This is a genomic window from Pseudomonas sp. FP2309 (assembly GCF_030687575.1).
GTDB lineage: Bacteria > Pseudomonadota > Gammaproteobacteria > Pseudomonadales > Pseudomonadaceae > Aquipseudomonas.
The window spans coordinates 1,790,301-1,808,159 of the sequence record NZ_CP117439.1; the positions used below are offsets into that span (position 1 = coordinate 1,790,301).

Consider the following 17,859-nt stretch of genomic DNA (forward strand, 5'->3'; position numbering starts at 1 on the left):
TACCTGAGTCAATTTAGTAAATAAGATTTTTCATAAGTATCAAGCGAATGCGAGTGACTTTATCATGGTTGAGTTTTTGAATCTTAAATCTGCCAACGTATCGATGCGTGACGAGCTGATTGGCGCGTGCACAAGGGTTGTAGACTCTGGTTGGTACGTAGCGGGTCAAGAGCTGAACCAATTTGAGGCTTCGTTCGCCAAATACTGTGGCGCAAAGCATTGTGTTGGAGTGGCCAATGGTCTTGATGCGCTAGTTTTGATACTGCGTGCGTGGAAGTTGATGGGTAAACTGCAGGATGGCGATGAAGTCATTGTGCCAGCAAATACCTATATTGCCAGTATTCTCGCAATTACAGAAAACAACCTAGTGCCTGTACTGGTTGAACCCGATGAGCAGACGTTCAATCTATCGCATACACGCACACGTGCTGCTTTGACTTCTCGAACCCGAGTTATCCTTGCCGTCCATTTGTACGGGCAGCTTGCGTGCATGCCGGAGTTGATGGACATCGCCAAATCCAACAAATTGCTTGTACTGGAGGACGCAGCGCAAGCACACGGCGCTAGCTCAAATGGGAAGAAAGCTGGTAGCTGGGGCGATGCAGCGGGGTTCAGCTTCTACCCTGGCAAAAATTTGGGCGCATTGGGCGATGCAGGCGCTGTTGTGACTAGCAGTGATGAGTTAGCGAATGCGCTTCAAGCACTTAGAAATTATGGCTCGCATCAGCGCTACCATAACATGTACCAAGGCGTTAATAGTCGGCTTGACGAAATTCAAGCGGCCATGCTGAGTGTCAAACTCAAGTATTTGGATGTGCAAACCGCGCACCGACGGGAAATTGCCCAGTTCTACCTGGACCATATCGAGAATCCGACTATTGTGTTGCCTTTGCGACCAAGTGTGGACGTGCGGACTATGAAGTCTCATGTCTGGCACCTATTTGTAGTGCGCAGTGAACAGCGAGAGGCACTCCAGTCACATTTACTGAAGCACGACATACAGTCGTTGATTCACTATCCTATTCCACCGCATAAGCAAGCAGCCTATCAGAGCCTAAATGGACTATCCTTGGAGATAACAGAAAATATCCATAGAACAGTCCTGAGCCTGCCGATCGGGCCGACTCTTAGCATCGCGGACGCAACGCAAGTTGTCGAGGCGTGTAACAGTTTCAACGGCGTCAGCGCATAATGACTTTTGTAAGAACAAGTCTGCTCAATGCTGTTGCGGTTGTAATTAAAATGCTTACCTTGCTAGGGATAAATAAAATATTAGCCGTGTATGTCGGTCCTGCAGGGTATGCGGCGTTAGGGCAGTTTCAAAATTTGGTTCAGATGATCACTACCTTTGCCGGTGGTTCAATGAATACGGGCGTGACAAAGTACACAGCAGAATACGCAGGAGATAGCGGTCGGCAGCACCGAATATGGGCCACAGCAGGCATTGTCTCTTTAATTGGAGCGTGCATTGCAGCCTTGCTGATTGCTCTATTTTCCAGACCTCTGGCGCGTTACTTCTTGAGCGCTGAAACCCATTACACGGTGTTTTATTGGCTTTCATGTGGTTTGATTTTTTTTGTTCTAAACTCATTGTTGTTGGCGATACTGAATGGTAAGAAAGAAGTGGCGGCCTACGTAACTGCCAATATTATTGGCAGTCTACTGAGCTTTGTAATTGTCGTTGTTTTATCCGTTTATTTTGGGATGTACGGTGCGTTGGTGTCACTCTCGGTCTACCAGTCTATCGCCTGTGTCGCAACGGCCTATATCTGCTCGCGTAAATCCTGGTTCAGCTTTCGATTACTGGTCGGTGTAATTGATCAACAAGCGTTATTTAAACTGTTGAAGTTTTCGCTTATGGTCGGAGTATCTGCTGCGTGTGTACCCTTGTCGAGTATGCTGGTCCGTGATTATTTGATAGGCGCCTACGGGATTGATTTTGCCGGTTATTGGGAAGCGTTGACCAGACTTAGCGGGGCCTACCTGATGCTGGTCACGACTACCTTAAGTTTGTATTTCCTCCCTAGATATTCGGAGATAAAATCCGTCACGGAACTTAGGGTTGAAGTTATAAAAGCGCTGTGCATGATCGTACCCGTTGCGCTGTTGGGAAGTGCCAGTGTTTATCTATTAAGGGAGTGGTTGATAAAACTGCTATTTTCCAGTGACTTTCTACCGATTGAAAGTATGGTCGCTTGGCAGGTAGTTGGCGATACTTTGAAAATAACCAGTTGGGTGCTGGGTTTTTTGTTGTGGGCGAGAGCATTGGTCATTCCTTTTATCGTTACTGAAGTTGTATTTTCATTTGGTTTTTTCTTTGCGACAAAGTTTTTTTCGGCCCACTACGGCAGCGATGGAGTGGTCATAGCTTACGCGGTTAACTATTTGTTGTATTTGATAGCGCTAGCCCTGTTTTTCTTTTTGTGGTTTCGGAAGCATAAAATTCTTGAAGCTGGCGATGGACATAAGGAATGTTGAACGTAAGTATTATAGTGCCCTCGTACAATCACTCGAGTTTCGTCTGTGCGACAATTGAGTCGATAATGAATCAAACGGCAGCGCGCAGCAGCTATGAATTGATAGTGGTTGATGATTGTTCTTCGGATGACAGTGTCCAGAAAATTAGGTGTCTTCAAGAGAAATATGATTTTGTATTTATTGAGAGTGAAGTAAATACTGGTGTGAATGGTGCTATCGAACGCGCCTTGGAAGTGTGCAGTGGTGCATATGTATCGCTGATTGGTTCAGACGACGTTTTGCTGCCTAATAAAGTATCTGATCAAGTGAGCTTTTTGCTTGCAAATGATGTTGATTGTGTTTATTCATTGGGAGAAATAATCAACGAACAAGGTAATGTTTTTAACAGGCAGAACCTGTCTGAGTTCGAGCGTGCTTTAAATTCCGGTCAAGGCTACACATTTTGTGCCGTCGATGACACCTCTGCACCTTTGTTACAGTCTGCGATGATGAAAGCGGATTTGATGCGAGAGGTGTCGGGGTTGAGAAGTAAATTTAAATCAGATGACTGGGTTGTGCTGCTGTATTTTTTAAAAGGCTATAAAGTCGGATTTCAGAACTTGGCAACGTTTCAATATCGACTTCACCCTGGCAATACCCATTCGGACTGTTGGAAAACTCTTCCAATGAGACTTGAAGTTCCCTGTGTATTTTTTTCGTCAAAAGAGTCAGGTTTGCGGAATAAGTCGATATCTAATATATTTTTTTCGCACTCCGCAAGCCTGTTTAGAGGGCGTAAGTATTTGGCTGGTTTACGCTTTTTGCTTGCCGGCCTTTGCTTTGGTTTTCCTTTGAAAAAACTGGTTCGGTCGGTGAGTAGGAGGCTCGTAGGATGAGTGCGCTATCAGTTTCTATTATTATTCTCACCTATAACCACGAGTCATTTATTTTGGAGGCGTTGCAGTCGGTTGCACTCCAGGAATATCCTGGCGTTCAACTGGTTATCGGTGATGATGCGTCAAGCGATCGAACGTGTGATGTGATTGATCAGTTCGAACAACAATCCGGAATGAATATTGATAAAGTTTATTTCGATGCAAATGTTGGTATTACCAAGAATTTTAATGCTTGCCTGGAACGTTGTCAGGGAGATGTGATTTTTGTGCTGGGTGGAGATGATGTTTTCTGCCTTGGAAAGATCGCAGCGCAAGTGAAGCATCTTGAAGACAATCCAAATGTCACAATTTCGTATCATGATGTTGAGGTGTTTGACTCTGACTCAAATCGAGTCATGTATCTCTATAATCAAATGCATGGTAAGCACGAAGGTGGAGCGGCACAGCTGGTTCGACGTGGGGCATTTGGTTGTGGTTGTTCGGTAGCGATCCGAAATAAAAGTTTGCCAGCTTGCGATGAACGCATAAAATTTGCGTCAGACTGGCTTTGGTATATTGAAATTTTGATGCTCTCTGGTGGCGAGATTAAATATCTCGAGGGTGTTTATGCGCGTTATCGCAGGCACGCCAATAACATCACAGGTAGTAGTCATTTGCAGCAGCAGTATGCAGAAGTTATGCAGACGCTGGATATCGTTTCTGGGAAGTATCCCTTGCTCAAGGCGGTCGCTAGTAAATCTGTTTCCGAGCGAAACATAGCATTCTCTATGAAGTTTTTTATTGCTGGTGAGTATTGGCGAGGATTGTCGTTGTTCAAAAAGGCAATGTTTACGAACAGTCTTGCGCCCCTGTTTTTTTTGCGTATCAGGATTAGGCGTATATTGAGGTTGTTTCGATAGTTAGTAGTTGAGATGTTTGTTGTTGATTTATTTTGTAATTGATGCTGGTAATATAACCGGTCGGGGGCATAGATGGACGTCAAAAAAGCTAAGAAGATAGTTGGTGCCGTCGTTTCGTTATTTTTACTGGCAGGGCTCATGTTTTACTTGAGTCCTGCGGATATTCTGTCCCACGCACAACAGTTTCCTCCTGCCTTGCTGGTCTTGGTGTTTGCTCTTATGGTTGGGAACGTGGTGGTAGTGACCTTTAGATTCTGGCGAATTTTATCTCATTTTGATCACCCGCTGTCCTGGCTATTAGTGTTTAAAGCCAGTGCGGCTGCCAATATTGCCTCTTTATTGGTGATTCCTTTATTTGGACAAATGGCCGGCCGTCAGACAGTTTTACAATCTGCGGGTGTATCGGCGGTTGAAAATGCAGTCATTGCAGCCTATGAGCGGACAGTCGTCGCGGTAATCAGCGCTGCTTTTGCCATGCTTGGCGCTCTATATTTACTCGAAGGGGTTGTTAGCAAGTACCTAGATGAATTACCGGTTGTCGAAATTTTCTCGGTACTGCTGTTCGCGTTGGTTTTAAGCTTGGTGCTGGGCATCGGTAGGTTTGAAATTAAAATTGGCAGTAGTTTACTAGCAAAAAGAAATGCGAAGCGACTGTTGGAGGTTGCGTTAATATCATCCACAAGTAATCTTTTGATGCTAACTTGTTTTGTTTGTCTTTTTTCTGTGGTGGCTCCAAATGTCAGCATGTTGCAGCTGTTTTCTGCTGCTGCCATTGTATCGTTTGCCGCAGGGTTACCCGTTAGTTTTGGTGGCTGGGGGCTGCGCGAAGTCGTTTCGGTTTCTGTCTTGGGGACATTCGCTGTGAGTGCCGAACAGGCCCTTGCAGCTTCTATACTGTGCGGTCTCTTATCTGTACTTTCGGTGATTAGCTTGGCGCCATTCGCCTTGCGTAAAGGTAAGCATACGATGGCCCAGTCAGTGGAAGGGGGCGAGTTGGGTACCCCTTCAGCTCAGCGTAAGCTTGGGGGGTCTTACCTTGAGCGCTCTGCGGCATGGGTGCTTTGTTTCTGTGTATCATTGTTTATTTTTTTCCAAATTATAATCAAATACGGTGAAAGTGCTATCAGCGTGAACCTGGCTGACCCATTTGCGATACTTGCGCTGTCGGTTGTTCTCTTGAATGCAGTCTTTAGTCGTTCAGCGCCACGCTGGCGATTTCTTCGGGTAAATTCCTTGTTGTTACTTGTCACGCTTGTTATGTTCCTAGGTTATGCCCATGGCTTCTATAGTATTGGAGCTAACGGTTGGGCACTGGGTAAGATGTTCGGCTGGTTTGTTTTGCTGGGTTTTGCATCCGCTGGTTACCTCGCTGCCGCATACTTTGGTTTGCCTGGGGCAAGGCGAGTAGTCGAAACCATGGTTGCAGTTACCTGTGTAATCATCATCTTGCAGATTGCACTTAGGATTCTGCATCTCTACGGAATAATTCATTGGTCTGGCTTTACCTACTCAATTGACGGTTATGTCGGTAATAGGAATGCACTGGCATTTCAGATCATCTGTGTTGCTGCGGCGTTTATTAGCTTGTCTCCGCTTTATCAGGGGGGATGCTTGCGGGCGTTTCCGTCCATTAAGTGCAGTGTTTTTGCCGTTGTGGCGCTGGCGATAATGATAGCCGGAACTTTCTACACATCTTCGCGTTCAGGTATTGTTACTATTCTGGTGCTGCTGTTGTTCGCTGGAATCTTCAATATGATGAAGCGCTCTCATTTACTGGCATCGCTTATTGTTTCCTTTGTCTTCTATGCTGTCATAATTTACTTTCCGATTGTGCTTGGTTTTTTTGATGATCCGCTCTCTTTCGAGCTTGGTGATAGTTTTTCATTCCCGCATATACAAACTCAACCCGCATTTTCAATGTCTGAGAGTGACGCAGGTAGAGCCTCTATAAATAGTGCCGCAATTACTGCATGGCTACAGTCTCCCTGGTGGGGTAACGGCTTGGGCTACTTTTTTGACAAGAGCAGCCGGCTTGTCGGTTTTCCTGTAATTATTCACAACACTGCATTGTGGGTGCTCACTGAGTTTGGCGTTGCTGGATTGAGTTGTTTTGCGTTGATGTTTATTTATCTGTGTTTCAGTGCATTCTTTAAAAAGAAGCGCAGTGTCAGAGATAATGCAATTATTTTGTTGCTGTTAGGTTTTGCTTTAATGAGCCTTTTTCATGAGGTTATGTATCAGCGAGTATTTTGGTTTTTGCTCGGTCTTATGATCGCGTCGCAGTTTGTTCGTGCGCCAATTAAGCTAAGTACATCCGCTCTCACGACTTCCCCAGCTCAAACGGAATTGTAGGTATTCTTCATGTGTGGCTTAGTAGGTTATCTGGCACAGAGCAGCGTCCCATTGGATGAGGTAGTGTTGCAACGAATGACATCAACCCTGACCCACCGCGGTCCGGACGCCGCCGGCTACTGGACAGATTACGAAGACGGTGTTGCCTTGGGGCATAGAAGGCTTTCAATTCTGGATCTGTCTCCCGCGGGCAGCCAACCTATGGTGTCTCCTTGTGGTCGCTACGTTATCGCTTTCAATGGCGAGATTTATAACCATCTTGATCTTAGAGCCACGCTGCAGTCGACTGATCCAGGCCTGCAGTGGAGAGGGCATGCGGATACCGAGACGTTGCTCATCGGTTTTAGTCTATGGGGGGTGGAAAAGACGCTTCAGGCAGCTGTAGGTATGTTTGCAATCGCTTTGTGGGACAGGCAGGAAAAACTGCTCACCCTGGTCAGAGATCGCAGTGGTGAAAAGCCACTCTATTACGGCTGGCAAGGAGGTATTTTTCTTTTCGGCTCCGAATTGAAAGCCCTCAAGGCACACCCTGCTTTTTGCGCGGATGTCGATCGAAACGCCTTGGTGCTGTTGTTGAGGCATAATTGTGTGCCCGCGCCCCATTGTATTTATGAGGGCATGTTCAAACTGATGCCGGGCACTTACATGCAGCTTCGGGTTGATCTTCAGGGGAGAGCCGAGAGCTTAGGGATCCATAGTTACTGGAGCTTCAACACTGTAGTTGCGCAAGGCTTGTCGGCACCCTTTATCGGTACTGATAGCCAAGCGGTTGATTTGCTAGAATCTCGGCTTTTGCAGAGCCTTGAAGGACAAATGCTGTCTGATGTTCCGTTAGGGGCCTTTCTCAGTGGGGGAGTCGACAGCAGTACTATCGTTTCTCTGATGCAGGCACAATCCGCCAGGCCCATACGCACGTTTACCATAGGTTTTGAAGAGGGCGGGTATGACGAGGCCGTGCATGCCAAAGACATTGCTCGTCACCTTGGCACGGAGCACACAGAACTCTATGTGCGTCCGGAAGATGCGTTAGCTGTTATCCCTCAGCTGCCATCCATATACTGTGAACCATTCAGTGACAGTTCACAGATTCCCACTTATTTGCTCAGCAAAATGGCACGTGAACATGTGAAGGTCGCTCTTAGCGGTGATGGCGGTGATGAGCTGTTTGGTGGCTATAACCGCTATTTGAGTGCGCGAAAGGTATGGGGAACCATGCAGCGTTTGCCCCGGCCTGTGCGGGCAGCGGCTTCGTCGATGTTAAAAGCAGTGCCGCCCGTCACTTGGGACAAGCTGTTCAAGTTAGGCAAACCACTGATACCCAAGCGGCTGCACATCACGACCCCCGGCGACAAAGCGCATAAGCTGGCTGATGTTCTGGGGTTGAGTACCGGGGAGGAGTTTTTCTATCGCTTGGCCAGTCACTGGGACAATCCTGCAGGCATAGTGTTGGGGGCATCCGAGCCAGAGACCCTTTTTACGCGATCATCTGACTGGCCTGTTACTGATAGTTTTGAGCATTGGATGATGGCTATGGATGCCCAGACGTATATGGCTGACGATATTTTGGTCAAGGTGGATCGCGCGGCAATGGCCGCCAGTCTTGAAACGCGTTCCCCATTGCTCGACCATCGTGTGGTGGAGCTGGCTTGGAACATGCCATTGCACTACAAGATTCGTGCGGGCGAAGGTAAGTGGCTGCTCAAGCAGGTTCTATATCGTCATGTGCCTAAAAACATGATCGATCGCCCAAAGCAGGGCTTTGGTATTCCCCTTGATAGCTGGCTACGAGGACCGCTTAGAGAGTGGGCTGCTTCCTTGCTCGACTCGTCCAGACTTGAGTCGGAAGGGTATTTCAGATCTGAGCCGATTCGAAAAATGTGGGAGGAGCATTTACTGGGCGTGCGTAATTGGCAGCATCAGCTATGGACTATCCTGATGTTTCAGGCTTGGCTGGAGGAGCAGCGAGCATGAGTATTCTGGTCATCGCCAGCTACCCTGACTCACTTGTCAATTTTCGTGGGCCATTATTGGACGCTTTGCTTGCCAAGGGGTTGGCTGTGCATGTTGCTGCACCCGACCTGACTTCAAGTCATCCCGTGCGTTCCTTACTGGAACGCAAAGGTATCACCGTTCATTCAATCTCATTGAATCGTACCGGGATGAACCCGGCCTCTGATTTTTTAACTTTAATTCAATTGTGGAAGTTGCTCAGGGTCTTACGTCCGGATTACGTATTGGCCTATACCGTTAAACCCGTTGTCTACGGTTTGATTGCAGCCCGTTTCGCCAGTAAAAAAATAATACGAATAGCGCTTATTACCGGTCTGGGTTATGCGTTCCAGAAACAGCACAACGGCGGGCGCTTGAGCCTGATGGTCAAAACGCTTGTGCAGCGTCTCTATAGGTATTCTTTGTCTGGCGCACACGCTGTTTTTTTCCAGAACCCGGACGACCAGGCATTGTTCCTGAACATGGGTATTCTCAGTGCAGAATCGAGATCTACGGTAGTCAACGGTTCTGGCGTTTGTCTGGATGATTTTACGGTTGCTCCTTTTCCTGATCAGACACGGTTCCTGTTGATCGCCAGGTTGTTAGGTGACAAGGGGGTTCGGGAGTACGCGATGGCGGCGCGGAGAATACGCATGCTTCACCCAGACGTAGCTTTTGATCTGGTGGGTTGGATCGACGATAACCCTGATGCCATCAGTGAGCAGGAGCTTCAAGGCTGGATTGCTGAAGGAACGCTGGAGTATCACGGCAAGTTAAGCGATGTCAGGCCTGTTATTGCAGCTAGTAGTGTTTACGTTCTGCCTTCCTACCGAGAGGGAACGCCGCGTACCGTGCTTGAGGCCATGTCCATGGGGCGAGCTGTCATTACAACAGATGCTCCTGGTTGTCGTGAAACAGTAATCGAGGGCCTCAACGGTTTTATGGTCCCGGTCCAGTCGGTTGATGAACTGGTGAACGCAATGTCTAAATTTGTTCAATGCCCACAACGGATTGCCAGTATGGGCGCAGCCTCGAGAAAACTTGCCGAAGACAAGTATGACGTTAATGAAGTAAATAACGTTATGCTCGAGGTGATTGGCCTGTGATTTTCATGGTTACGACCCATTGTTCATTCGGTTGATTAAAGTACAGGATGTTAGAGTGCGATCATGTTAAAGCGAATATTTGATGTTATCAGTGCTGGACTGGCAATTGTCTTGCTGTCACCTATTATCCTGGTTGTGGCCTTGCTCATACGCAGGAAGCTCGGTTCGCCGATCATCTTCCGGCAAGTACGCCCAGGGTTGGCTGGTAAACCCTTCGAAATGATCAAATTCCGCACCATGAAAGACTCGGCCGATGAGTCCGGTGCCCCTTTGTCCGACGCTGAGCGGCTTGGCCCCTTTGGTCGACTTTTGCGTTCTTCAAGTCTGGATGAGTTGCCGGAGTTGTGGAACGTACTTAAAGGTGAGATGAGCCTGGTGGGGCCAAGACCTTTGTTGATGGAATACCTCCCGCTGTATTCCGCTAATGAGTTTCGGCGACATGAAGTTCGCCCCGGTATCACTGGCTGGGCGCAAGTAAATGGCAGGAACTCCCTCGGATGGAAGGAAAAGTTTGAACTGGATGTTTGGTATGTTGAAAATAAAAATTTCTGGCTTGATCTGAAAATTTTGTTCCTGACTGTGAAGAAGGTTATAAAGCGAGATGGTGTAAGTGCAGAGGGTGAAGTGACAATGTCCAAATTCAAGGGGGATCAGCAGATGCGCCTTGCCATCCTCGGTGCCGGTGGTCATGGCAAAGTGGTTGCGGACACTGCTGAGGCTTGCGGCTGGAAGGAAGTAGTGTTTTTCGACGACTCATTGCCGCAGTTGACCCGTTGCGGTGTCTGGCCTGTACTGGGTGACTCCGCATGTCTGCGCAACACACTTTCTCAGTTCGAAGGTGTTGTGGTGGCTATTGGCGACAACAAAACCAGGTTGAGAATTACACTGGAGCTACAAGCGTCCGGTGCAAAAATTGCGACTATTGTACACCCGCGGGCGAACATTAGCCGCTACGCAGAAATTGCTGCTGGCAGCGTGATATTTGCCGGTGTTTCGGTCAACGCCGGTGCGGTCGTTGGGCAAGCCGCGATACTCAATACGGGGTGCAACGTGGACCATGACTGTCGATTGGGACAGGGGTGCCATGTCAGTCCGGGTGCGAGCCTTGCAGGAGCAGTGGTACTGGGCGACCTCTGCTGGGTTGGAATCGGGGCTTCTATCCGGCAGTGTATAAATGTCGGTTCGGCGGTTGTGATTGGTGCTGGAGCAGCAGTAGTTGCTAACGTAGAGGATGATGTCACCGTTGTAGGCGTGCCAGCCCGACGGCTCAAGTAACAAAATTTAAGCTCTAACGTTTGTATCCTCAATGAGCTATATTTCATAATCGCTATGTTATCAACAGGGTCTTGACAGTGCTAAATTCTCCATTTTCTCCTTGGCCATCCTTTTCGGAGGAAGAAGCCAATGCCGTTAAAGAAGTGATTTTGTCAAACAAAGTCAATTATTGGACTGGTCAGGAATGTCGAGAGTTTGAAAAAGAGTTCGCTGCGTGGGCAGGCACGTCATATGCGGTCGCACTTGCCAATGGTACTGTTGCACTGGACATCGCACTGCGCGCACTAGAGATCGGCCCTGGTGATGAAGTCGTGGTTACTTCCCGGACTTTTCTTGCCTCTGTCTCCAGCATTATTAATGCCGGTGCCACGCCCATATTTGCTGATATAGATCCTGACTCGCAAAATATTACTGCGCAGACAATACAGGCGGTTCTTACGGCGCGTACACGTGCAGTTATCTGTGTGCACCTTGCAGGTTGGCCCTGCGACATGGATCCCATTATGCAGTTGGCACAAGCGTATAAACTCAAGATCGTTGAGGATTGTGCCCAAGCTCATGGTGCTACCTATAAAGGGCGCCCGGTTGGTTCGATCGGTCATGTCGGAGCTTGGTCCTTCTGCCAAGACAAGATCATGACTACGGGCGGTGAAGGTGGCATGGTAACGACAAACGACCAGCATTTATGGTCGTTGATGTGGTCTTTCAAGGATCATGGTAAAAGTTGGAGGGCTGTTTATGAAAATTCCCACGCTTCCGGCTTCCGCTGGGTTCACGAGAGCTTTGGTACCAATTGGCGCATGCTTGAAGCTCAGGGTGCTATCGGAAGGATCCAGCTCAAGCGTATGCCTGAATGGCAGCGCCAGCGTCTGGCTTCCGCAGAGAAAATTTGGTCTTGTGCTCGAGATGTAAAAGCTTTACGTGTGCCTGCGCTACCAACAGAAATTACTCACGCCGCTTATAAATGTTACGTGTTTGTTGAGCCTGCGGCCTTGGCGGATGGTTGGAGTCGCGATCGTATCATTCAAGAAATCAATGCGCTCGGCGTTCCATGTTTCTCAGGTTCGTGCTCCGAAGTCTACCTTGAGAAGGCCTTTGAAAGAACTTCATTTCGCCCGCAACAGCGTTTGTCAGTGGCTAAGGAGTTAGGTGAAACGAGTTTGATGTTTTTGGTCCATCCAACGCTCAAAGAATCCGAAGTGGCCAAGACCTGTCAAGTATTGACAGAGGTGATGGCTCTGGCAGGTCATAGGGAACTGGCGTAAAGCTGGCTGGTATTCAATAATTATAGGTTTGGTTTCAGGAGCGGTGTTTAGTGTTTCAGGGCTTAATGGATAGACTGCGCCTTCAATTGCTGAGTCTCTCTCGCCGTCAAAAGCGGGCGATTCAGGTTTCTGCTGACATTTTGATTGTCTGGCTGGCGTTGTGGATGTCCTTCGTCGTTCGTTTAGGTATGGATTATTTTGCTTACCCTCTGGTATCTCACGGCTGGTTGTTCGTGATCGCTCCGGTTGTGTCCATTCCATTTTTTGTAAAGTTCGGCATGTATCGCGCTGTCATGCGGTACTTTGGTAACGATGCCCTTATTGCTATTTTCAAGGCTGTCACCCTCTCTTCATTATCACTAACCGTTGTTATTTATTTATTTGGCAGTCAGCAAAAAGTTGTTCCCAGATCAATTGTTTTCAACTATTGGTGGTTGAGCCTGGTTGCCATCGGTGGGTTGCGCTTTGCCATGCGCCAGTATTTTATGGGCGATTGGTTCTCGTCATCCCAAGGTAATACGCTTTCCGGTGCTGACTCACGGATGACCAAGGTGGCCATCTATGGCGCGGGTGCTGCAGGTAACCAACTAGTGGCGGCCTTGCGTATTGGCAAGGCTATGCGTCCAGTGGCGTTTATTGACGATGATCGTGGTATTTGCGATCGCGTTATTTCAGGTTTGCAGGTGTATAAACCTGATCATATTCAGAGGATGCTCGACGCTACTGGTGCTGAAGAAATACTCTTGGCCATTCCCTCTTCTACTCGCGCACGACGAAAGCAGATTTTGGGTTTTCTCGAGTCATTCCCACTTCATGTACGAAGTGTTCCTGGATTCATGGACCTCGCCAGTGGCCGCGTCAAGGTTGACGACATTCAAGATGTCGATATTGCTGATCTACTCGGTCGTGACGCGGTGCCGGAGAATCCAGATTTACTGGCTCGTTGTATCACCGGCAAGACCGTATTGGTCAGCGGTGCTGGTGGCTCGATAGGTTCTGAACTGTGCAGGCAGATACTTTCTCTCGGCCCCGTTTCGATCATTTTGTTTGATCACAGTGAGTTCAACCTCTACAGTATTTTAACCGAGTTGGAAGGCCGCGTTTCCAGAGAAGCATTGGCTGTCAAGCTGGTGCCTATATTGGGGTCGGTTAGGAATCAGGCAAAGCTGCATGAGATCATGTTGGCTTGGAAGGTTAGCACGGTCTATCACGCTGCCGCTTACAAACACGTGCCGATGGTAGAGCATAATATCGCCGAAGGCATCTTGAATAACGTGGTTGGGACATTGCACACTGCCCAGGCCGCACTGCAAGCCCAGGTAGAGAATTTTGTTCTCATATCAACGGATAAAGCGGTACGACCTACCAATGTGATGGGCAGCACCAAGCGATTGGCGGAGCTCATTTTACAGGCGCTTAGCCGTGAAGCTGAACCTCTCCTGTTTGGCGGGCAGGCGTCCTGTCTCAATAAAACTCGGTTCACTATGGTTCGTTTTGGAAATGTCTTGGGCTCTTCGGGCTCTGTCATTCCTCTTTTTCACAAACAGATCAAGATGGGTGGGCCATTAACGGTCACCCATCCAAATATCACGCGCTATTTTATGACGATTCCTGAAGCAGCGCAGTTGGTTATTCAGGCGGGGTCAATGGGGCAGGGCGGAGATGTCTTTGTTTTGGATATGGGGGAACCTGTCAGGATAATAGAGCTTGCAGAAAAAATGATTAATCTGTCGGGTTTCTCTGTTCGCTCCGAGAAGAACCCGAGCGGCGACATATATATTGAATGCACGGGGCTGCGCCCCGGTGAAAAGCTTTATGAAGAGTTATTGATCGGCGATAGTGTCATTTCCACTCAGCACCCAATGATCATGTGTGCCAGCGAGGATCATCTGTCTTGGGACGTTCTAAAAGGCAGACTTGACGAACTGTTGACTGCCGTTGAACGTGGAGATTACTCGCTCGTTCGTCAATTGCTGCGACATACCGTTACAGGCTACGTTCCGGAAAGTGATATTGTTGATTGGCTCTATCTGCAGGCATCGGGACCCAAGTAAGTGGACTGACCTATATTCAATTTATTGGGGATTTTCGCGTTCGCCAGATACAGTCGGTGGGAGTTGGAGTATTGAGCGGCGATTGATGCTCCAAGCATGGACCAGAAAATTCGCTGGTATGTTCCTACGGTTCAATGTATGTCTATTTATCTTTTTGGTCTTTGTTTGCGGAAGTCAATGATGACGTTTTGTGGTTGTTTTTTTTATTTATCGAGCTTTAATATGGTGTGTCTGTAATCAGTTATTGTTTGACCAAGGTACACATGCTAAGGGTCGCGGAATTTGATCGAAAGTTAGCAGAGAGTGGGTCTGGTATGTCTTATAAGTTCCTAACTGCCAGGTCGATGTTTAAAGTTCTTCTCATCCTGAAATTGAGTGTCTGTGAGTCAAGGTCGATGTTTAAGCCTTTCTTTTTTTGGTAAAACCCTTGACGTCAGATTGTCAGTTCAAAAGTATATACATCGCCACCATCTCATCCCTCAAGCACGACATGGTGCGGCTGCGCGATGTCAGTTAAGATGCTTGATCCTTTACCATTTTTTTGCGAAAAATAATGGTGTAATGGTGCTGGCGACGAGGCGACTTACCAATTTGTTATGATGATCACTACGGGAGTATGGAGTGTCATATCTTGTGCCTATGTCTCTTGTGCACTCCGAAGCCGCTACCCGTCAAAAAATAGGCATTTTTCCAGACGATCGTAGTTATCCATATCGGGTAGGTCAGTGCTCTCGGATCTGCTCTGGTACCTGACTCTCTCTTGTGCTCTCCCCAAAAAAGCCCCTTAGTCGTGGGGCTTTGTCAAACATCAATATTAGAATATTTTAGGTTGAATTGGACGCTGGCTGGCCACTTGAACTTAGTATCAGCCTCTCGGTGGTGCAACTAGGGATTAGGAATTGTAAACTCCGACGCGAAATTCAGAATCGTTGTGGGTGAATATTGCTCTAGTGCTTGTCTGGACATAAAGCCACTCAGAACTGCGCAGGTATTGATGCCGATCGAGTGTCCTGTATTTACATCGTTTCCGGTGTCGCCAACCATCCAGTCGGATACTGCTATATTTGATACTTGTTTGCTGATCAGAGATTCTTTCGAGTCATACTGCCCCGTGACTATGGCTTTTCTAAAATACTGCAGCAGCTTCAGCTCCTCCAGTTGAATCAATGCTTCTCCCTCAAATTGACGTGCAGTACAGATATACAAGTCTGCTTGCGTTGAAAGTGTTTTTAGTGTGCGTTCTATGTTGGGGAATGGTTTGTCTAGTGCAAGATAATCTGGAGTCTCTATAAGGTTCATCCATTTTTCTGTAAAAATATCTATATTTTTATGTGTATACATCAGCTTTTTTGCAAGGATGTCTTGGTTGCTAAAACGTGCGTGCTTCAAACTCCAGTACTCATCAAAGGTTAGCTGGGATGAACTGGCTAGCGTTTGGAATAGATTGTAGAGCCGGCATTTTGAGTCTATTAGGGTCCCGTCAAGATCAAAAAAAATGTTCATTTGATCGCCTCGAAGTACTCGATTTCTGACTTTAATCCTAGCTCAAAATCTGTTTCTGTTTCCAGTAGGTATTTTTTTATGAGCGTCGTATCGAAAATAAAATCTCTTGGGGTGGCGCTGGATGATTTTTGCGTCACTTGCACGTCTCGGCCGCTGATCGATATAAGTTGATCTAGCAGGTCTTTTATTGAGACGGTATGCCCCCCCACAATGTTTATTATATCAATGCGCTCGGTGAGCTCGACGCTGGCTAGTATTGCTGATACAACATCATCTATGTAGATGAAGCTTCGTAGCTCTGATCCGTCGCCATAGAGTTCTACTTCTTCGCCAGCTAAGATTCTGCCAATAGTCTTGGGCAAGAATTTTTGATACTGGTCTTCTCCGGGGCCATACACATGACCGATTCTGAGTGTGTGACTGTTTATGGATTTTTGCTGGACATAGTTTGCTATGATCTGTTCGCAATAAAGTTTTGACCAACCATAAAGCGTGCTCGGGCCGGTTGCCGAGCTTTCTGATATTGGCGTCGTATTTTTGTATACATCCAGTGTGCTGGTAAAAATTATTTTGCTCAGTTTTTTGAAATCAATCGATAGCAGGTTGTTGGTAAACGCTACGTTGCTGTTGCATTCATTAATAGCATTTGCAGTCGCTGTGGACTTGGGCGTGTAGGCGCCTGCGTGAATGATGACGTCAACGTCTTGGATACGCTCAATTTCTGCGTTGGTTAGTCCAAGGTCCTGCCGGTGACGTTTAAATGTTATGCTTGTCTCATTGAGATTGTGTGTCGCAGTCAGCGCAATAACGTTGCCGATGCCCCATTTTTTTATAGCTGCTTTCATTAGGTTCTTGCCGATGAACCCCGACGCTCCCGTAATCAGCAGTTTCATGGGAATATAATCCCATTGTCAATTTCACTGGCGGTTGTTAATTTTGGCGGCGTATCCATGCCTCTCAACCACATCAATTCATTTGGCAGGGGGTTGATGGTTTTATTGAGTGTCGGGAATTCGTTATATAGTGCAATGTCCTTGAATATTTTCGGCATGTTCAGTCCGGCTTCTGTGAAAAACTGCACTGTCGTAAAAAATCTGGAAATATTTATTTCCGTAGGGTTTGGCGTGCCCGATTTGTCGTAGGCCATATCTACGCCAAATATTCCATGGGGCTTTTTCGAAACGGCTTTAACTGACTGTATAGCGATTTCTGTGGCTTCTTTATTTTCACACGTCACACCGACTTTTGTTACGCCAGTTACCCCGGAGATGCTTCTGTTTCCGTGCGTCCAGGCTCTGCGCTCACGTGACTGAGCTACTACAAGCTCTCCTTCGTGCCAGATGGACAGCCAAGTGATTGTGCTGGGTGTTAGCATTTGTGCAGCAACGAAATCGCCCCAGCCGCTATAGTGGTCTATCCACGATTTGGCGAGCATGAAGTCATTTGTTGGAATTGCGCCTTTTCCGCCACCGCCTATGGATGAGGCGCGTAACCATATTTTTCCGTCGTCTCCAGCCAGTGTGCTGAATGCTTCCTCTAAGTCAGAGACGTTATTAATCATCTTGTTGCTTGGTACAGGAACTCCTGCGGCTTTGAACGCAAGATAAGACTTGTATTTATGGACGCAGGTATCAATAACCTCGTGGTCCGGCATAAACAAGCGTGTGCCTGTGGCCAGAATTTCATCTCTCATCAGGGATGCATGATAGATTTCCAAGTCATTCTGGAAATGTACCAAGTCGGGTTTTTCTTGGTTTAAAATGTTAAGCAGCGCATTTTTGTACTCAGGTGTATTGGCGTATGGGATATATAGTTTTCTACTGGCGTTGGATAACACGAGATCTGAGGGTTCTGATCCCATTCCGATAATTGTTTCTTTTTTATCGTCCAGTTGCAGTGATTTGATCACACCTTCAGAGGGGGCCCCGCCAGCACCTGCTATCAATATTTTTGACATTGTAAACTCCTTTGTCCTCTAGGGCCTTTTGTCTTTATGCCCTGCTTTGAATTTAGTGCATATTTTTCAGATTGAAAATCTTAAGTCGACTGCGTTTTAATTGTTA

At 47.3% G+C, this 17,859-nt stretch carries 12 protein-coding genes and 2 pseudogenes; 11 read left to right on the top strand and 3 right to left on the bottom strand.

Going from position 1 to position 17,859, the window contains the following annotated elements:
* Positions 1–64 precede the first annotated feature (64 nt).
* The 11 genes and pseudogenes from PSH59_RS08220 (at position 65) to PSH59_RS08270 (ending at position 14,293) form a co-directional block, all read left to right on the top strand.
* Positions 65–1,192 carry a DegT/DnrJ/EryC1/StrS aminotransferase family protein gene (locus PSH59_RS08220; protein WP_305394766.1) on the top strand — a complete coding sequence of 376 codons (1,128 nt, stop codon included), beginning with the start codon at positions 65–67 and terminating at the stop codon, positions 1,190–1,192.
* Positions 1,192–2,478, top strand: coding sequence for an O-antigen translocase (locus PSH59_RS08225; protein WP_305394767.1), 1,287 nt, complete (start codon positions 1,192–1,194; stop codon positions 2,476–2,478). The genes PSH59_RS08220 and PSH59_RS08225 overlap by 1 nt, the downstream gene beginning before the upstream one ends.
* Positions 2,472–3,353, top strand: coding sequence for a glycosyltransferase (locus PSH59_RS08230; RefSeq protein WP_305394768.1), 882 nt, complete (start codon positions 2,472–2,474; stop codon positions 3,351–3,353). The genes PSH59_RS08225 and PSH59_RS08230 overlap by 7 nt, the downstream gene beginning before the upstream one ends.
* Complete coding sequence (locus PSH59_RS08235) at positions 3,350–4,252, top strand: glycosyltransferase (RefSeq protein WP_305394769.1); 903 nt, start codon at positions 3,350–3,352, stop codon at positions 4,250–4,252. Before PSH59_RS08230 ends, PSH59_RS08235 begins: the two co-directional genes overlap by 4 nt.
* A gap of 72 nt (positions 4,253–4,324) precedes the next feature.
* The gene (locus PSH59_RS08240) at positions 4,325–6,604 is read left to right on the top strand and encodes a lysylphosphatidylglycerol synthase domain-containing protein (RefSeq protein WP_305394770.1); all 2,280 of its coding nucleotides are present in this window, start codon (positions 4,325–4,327) and stop codon (positions 6,602–6,604) included.
* A gap of 9 nt (positions 6,605–6,613) precedes the next feature.
* Entirely contained in the window at positions 6,614–8,575 is a 1,962-nt protein-coding gene (gene asnB, locus PSH59_RS08245; protein WP_305394771.1) for an asparagine synthase (glutamine-hydrolyzing), read from the top strand.
* On the top strand, positions 8,572–9,699 hold the full coding sequence (locus tag PSH59_RS08250; protein WP_305394772.1) for a glycosyltransferase family 4 protein: 1,128 nt from the start codon (positions 8,572–8,574) through the stop codon (positions 9,697–9,699). Before asnB ends, PSH59_RS08250 begins: the two co-directional genes overlap by 4 nt.
* A gap of 63 nt (positions 9,700–9,762) precedes the next feature.
* A pseudogene (locus PSH59_RS08255) lies at positions 9,763–10,356 on the top strand (sugar transferase); the annotation flags it as partial.
* A gap of 63 nt (positions 10,357–10,419) precedes the next feature.
* Positions 10,420–10,974, top strand: a pseudogene (locus PSH59_RS08260) (acetyltransferase); the annotation flags it as partial.
* 77 nt (positions 10,975–11,051) lie between these two features.
* Positions 11,052–12,239: a DegT/DnrJ/EryC1/StrS aminotransferase family protein gene (locus PSH59_RS08265; RefSeq protein ID WP_305394773.1), complete on the top strand. Its 1,188-nt coding sequence runs from the start codon at positions 11,052–11,054 to the stop codon at positions 12,237–12,239.
* A gap of 65 nt (positions 12,240–12,304) precedes the next feature.
* Positions 12,305–14,293: a nucleoside-diphosphate sugar epimerase/dehydratase gene (locus tag PSH59_RS08270; protein ID WP_305395279.1), complete on the top strand. Its 1,989-nt coding sequence runs from the start codon at positions 12,305–12,307 to the stop codon at positions 14,291–14,293.
* 885 nt (positions 14,294–15,178) lie between these two features.
* Here PSH59_RS08270 and PSH59_RS08275 read toward each other — a convergent pair.
* Genes PSH59_RS08275 through PSH59_RS08285 form a run of 3 tightly spaced genes read right to left on the bottom strand, consistent with a single transcriptional unit; the run spans position 15,179 to position 17,753 of the window.
* Positions 15,179–15,796, bottom strand: a complete 618-nt coding sequence (locus PSH59_RS08275; RefSeq protein WP_305394774.1) for an HAD family hydrolase — start codon at positions 15,794–15,796, stop codon at positions 15,179–15,181.
* Positions 15,793–16,689, bottom strand: a complete 897-nt coding sequence (locus PSH59_RS08280) for an NAD(P)-dependent oxidoreductase (protein ID WP_305394775.1) — start codon at positions 16,687–16,689, stop codon at positions 15,793–15,795. Before PSH59_RS08280 ends, PSH59_RS08275 begins: the two co-directional genes overlap by 4 nt.
* Positions 16,686–17,753 carry a hypothetical protein gene (locus tag PSH59_RS08285; RefSeq protein ID WP_305394776.1) on the bottom strand — a complete coding sequence of 356 codons (1,068 nt, stop codon included), beginning with the start codon at positions 17,751–17,753 and terminating at the stop codon, positions 16,686–16,688. The genes PSH59_RS08280 and PSH59_RS08285 overlap by 4 nt, the downstream gene beginning before the upstream one ends.
* Positions 17,754–17,859 lie beyond the last annotated feature (106 nt).

Coding starts and splice junctions, on each gene's coding strand:
- PSH59_RS08220 (WP_305394766.1), top strand. CDS start 65: ATGGTTGAGTTTTTGAATCTTAAATCTGCCAACGTATCGATGCGTGAC.
- PSH59_RS08225 (WP_305394767.1), top strand. CDS start 1,192: ATGACTTTTGTAAGAACAAGTCTGCTCAATGCTGTTGCGGTTGTAATT.
- PSH59_RS08230 (WP_305394768.1), top strand. CDS start 2,472: ATGTTGAACGTAAGTATTATAGTGCCCTCGTACAATCACTCGAGTTTC.
- PSH59_RS08235 (WP_305394769.1), top strand. CDS start 3,350: ATGAGTGCGCTATCAGTTTCTATTATTATTCTCACCTATAACCACGAG.
- PSH59_RS08240 (WP_305394770.1), top strand. CDS start 4,325: ATGGACGTCAAAAAAGCTAAGAAGATAGTTGGTGCCGTCGTTTCGTTA.
- asnB (WP_305394771.1), top strand. CDS start 6,614: ATGTGTGGCTTAGTAGGTTATCTGGCACAGAGCAGCGTCCCATTGGAT.
- PSH59_RS08250 (WP_305394772.1), top strand. CDS start 8,572: ATGAGTATTCTGGTCATCGCCAGCTACCCTGACTCACTTGTCAATTTT.
- PSH59_RS08270 (WP_305395279.1), top strand. CDS start 12,305: ATGGATAGACTGCGCCTTCAATTGCTGAGTCTCTCTCGCCGTCAAAAG.
- PSH59_RS08275 (WP_305394774.1), bottom strand. CDS start 15,796: ATGAACATTTTTTTTGATCTTGACGGGACCCTAATAGACTCAAAATGC.
- PSH59_RS08280 (WP_305394775.1), bottom strand. CDS start 16,689: ATGAAACTGCTGATTACGGGAGCGTCGGGGTTCATCGGCAAGAACCTA.
- PSH59_RS08285 (WP_305394776.1), bottom strand. CDS start 17,753: ATGTCAAAAATATTGATAGCAGGTGCTGGCGGGGCCCCCTCTGAAGGT.